The following is a 2,458-nucleotide window of genomic DNA, read 5'->3' as shown; positions in this document are numbered from 1 at the left end:
TTCTATTCCAAATCACGCGAGTCACCTACAAATAGCTGACAAAGCCCATTAACCCACTACAGATCAATCACTACTACGACTAAAATACTTTGCGTGCGAGAATAGCAAGAGAATCCCCATCTTCGAACTCGCTAAAAACCTTTGCTTCAACCACGTTAAACTCTTGCCCTATTGCTTCTTTCATCTTGGCTAAACTTCTCGGATGAAACAATAGACCATGAGTTGTCTCAGGCGCTTGAATTTTCTGCCAGACTAAATGGAAAACGAAACCTCCAGGTAAAAGCAGCTCAGCTTGACGGCGGAAAGATTGGCGCAATTCAGTATAACTTAAATGATGCATTACTTTATTGGAATATACTGCATTATACCTAGCTTCTGTTTCAATTTTTACTGCATCAAGTATTAAGCTAAGTACATCTGGTAGCCGTTTATTGAGAGTATTCACGAAAGCTGGTGAATAATCAGAGCCTGTAACTCGAAATTTCTGAGCGAGAATTTCAAGATCATTACCAGGCCCCGAGCCTAACTCTAAAACAGAATCCTCAGGAGAAAGAACCTTTGAGAGCATATGCAATTGCTCAGCAGCATTATATCCGTCACACATTTCAGTATATGCCTTCGCATTGTTAACATCGTGATAATAATTCATGCAGACCCCGTCGTTTAATTCGTTGTAACTCATGTGATTTCCTGTATTACTAAATTACTCTTTTAAACAAATATGCAAATGGTGATTTTGTATATGGGATCGCACGACCAGATGCTAATATATTTTCTCGTGTCATGATTTCAGGCCTCTTGGGCTTCATATAGTCCTTAAGATTTTCGTCGTTGACCTCATACACTCCATCGTCTCTTAGAACGACAGCAATCAACTTAAATCTTGGGTCTAAAGCCGCTAAAGCTGCATCTCCATGGCTAGCGTTAACAAGTAAGATCCCACCTATTCTTAAAAGCTCCCCGCACGGTTCTGAAATAAAGCCTGCATAAAGAGATATTAGTAAGTCGAATTCAACTTCGTTTAACTCCAGTGAGCGATAATCACCATGAATAAACTGTATATTTGAGTCTGAGTTCCCTTTGTGCTCAAAAATTATCTGTTTAACAGTACATTCATCAGCAAAAAAATTTGAAGCACGTTTATCAAGATCCACATATGTGACTTCGTTAAAAACGAATGACGGTGAAATGTCCACATAACTACCAGGATAGAGTGTTTTTCGAGGAGTCATATAAGCACTGATCGCCTTAAACAGCTCCCAGCGATCACCTTTGTGTTTATCCTGCTTCTCCCACAAAGCTAAAGTCTTAGTCATTATTTCTTTCCTCTAGTTGTGTAAGCCAAAAATATTATCACCTGAATCTCTTTTAGTTATTTGAGCTACTTGGGTTGTGTGTGGTTAATATATACAAAGACGCTGCGTTGTTTGAGTGCACAGATTGAGATATTATCGGCTGATATTAAGATTGTGTAAAAAACGGTAAGTTGTTATCCATGCTTCCAAAAACACCATTGCCACCCTGCTATGTAATCCATGAGCAAGGCGTAAACAGTGAAAACTCAACCGTGTCAGTAAATCCAGACTATGGTTTGCTCTTTACTACAAAAGGCTCATTTAAAATGGAGCAAAGCTACACTACTCAATCTGTTACTGGCAGCATTACGATTGTCCCTTTCGGAGTGCCATATCGTTCTGTCGCGGGTTGTAATTTAGACTATTGGCTACTTGGTTTCTCTGCTGAAAGCTATGGTTTGAACGAAACGCAAGAGATAATGCGCCCCTTCGCAGAGGTTCGTTCAGGAGGCGCTCCTGTGGCTCATTTAGGTGAACTAGCTCAACAACGTATAACTTCTTGGTTTGAAGCCTTAAAACAAGAAACCAGTATTGAAACAACGATAAGTAATGATGTTCACCGGAGCCTGATTGTATTGATATTAGCAGAAGTCGTTCGTGCGACGACTGCAATAGACAATAAGATCACCAAGTCGCCATTAGTCGGAAAAGCACTACATTATATTCAAAAATACAGCCTTACTCCTATATCCTTAAGTGACGTTGCGTCTGCTGTAGGACGCACATCTCCCCATGTCGCATCAGTTGTAAAGTCAGAAACAGGTTTTACTGTCGGTATGTGGATCACTTCAGCGCGTCTAGCCAAAGCAGCGCAGCTTCTACAATACTCAAATATGTCGGTTGAACAGATTACTACGGAAATTGGGTGGCAAGACACAACTCATTTCATCAGGCAGTTCAAAACGTTCTATGGTACAACACCTTCAAAATGGCGTAATAAGCTAAGAGACAAAAGTGAGCAATGAACATTAGTTGTATACTTCATTTAGATAACAAGGTGGTTAGCCTTCAATGACCTTGATTCTTTGTAGCATAAGAAAAAGTAGGTCAAACGCCAGGTTAGCAAAAAGCTCTCTGAATGCTTCGTAACTTGTTTTGGGGCA

The 2,458-nt window shown here is 40.1% G+C and carries 3 protein-coding genes; 1 reads left to right on the top strand and 2 read right to left on the bottom strand.

The genetic code is table 11. The features are described 5' to 3' along the window. Window positions 1-79 precede the first annotated feature (79 nt). Both ACED25_RS23205 and ACED25_RS23200 read right to left on the bottom strand, forming a co-directional pair. Window positions 80-682 (bottom strand): trans-aconitate 2-methyltransferase, encoded by a 603-nt coding sequence (locus ACED25_RS23205; RefSeq protein ID WP_017100450.1) that lies wholly within the window; start codon window positions 680-682, stop codon window positions 80-82. A gap of 16 nt (window positions 683-698) precedes the next feature. Further along, a complete protein-coding gene (locus tag ACED25_RS23200; RefSeq protein ID WP_017053543.1) occupies window positions 699-1,316 on the bottom strand; it encodes a hypothetical protein in 618 nt (205 codons plus the stop codon). Between the two features lie 179 nt (window positions 1,317-1,495). On the opposite strand from ACED25_RS23200, the gene ACED25_RS23195 reads away from it, so the two are divergent. Further along, window positions 1,496-2,320, top strand: a complete 825-nt coding sequence (locus ACED25_RS23195; protein ID WP_017100452.1) for an AraC family transcriptional regulator — start codon at window positions 1,496-1,498, stop codon at window positions 2,318-2,320. Window positions 2,321-2,458 lie beyond the last annotated feature (138 nt).

The organism is Vibrio sp. 1F263, assembly GCF_041439035.1.
Taxonomy (GTDB): domain Bacteria; phylum Pseudomonadota; class Gammaproteobacteria; order Enterobacterales; family Vibrionaceae; genus Vibrio; species Vibrio tasmaniensis_A.
This window is presented reverse-complemented; position numbering and strand designations above follow the sequence as displayed.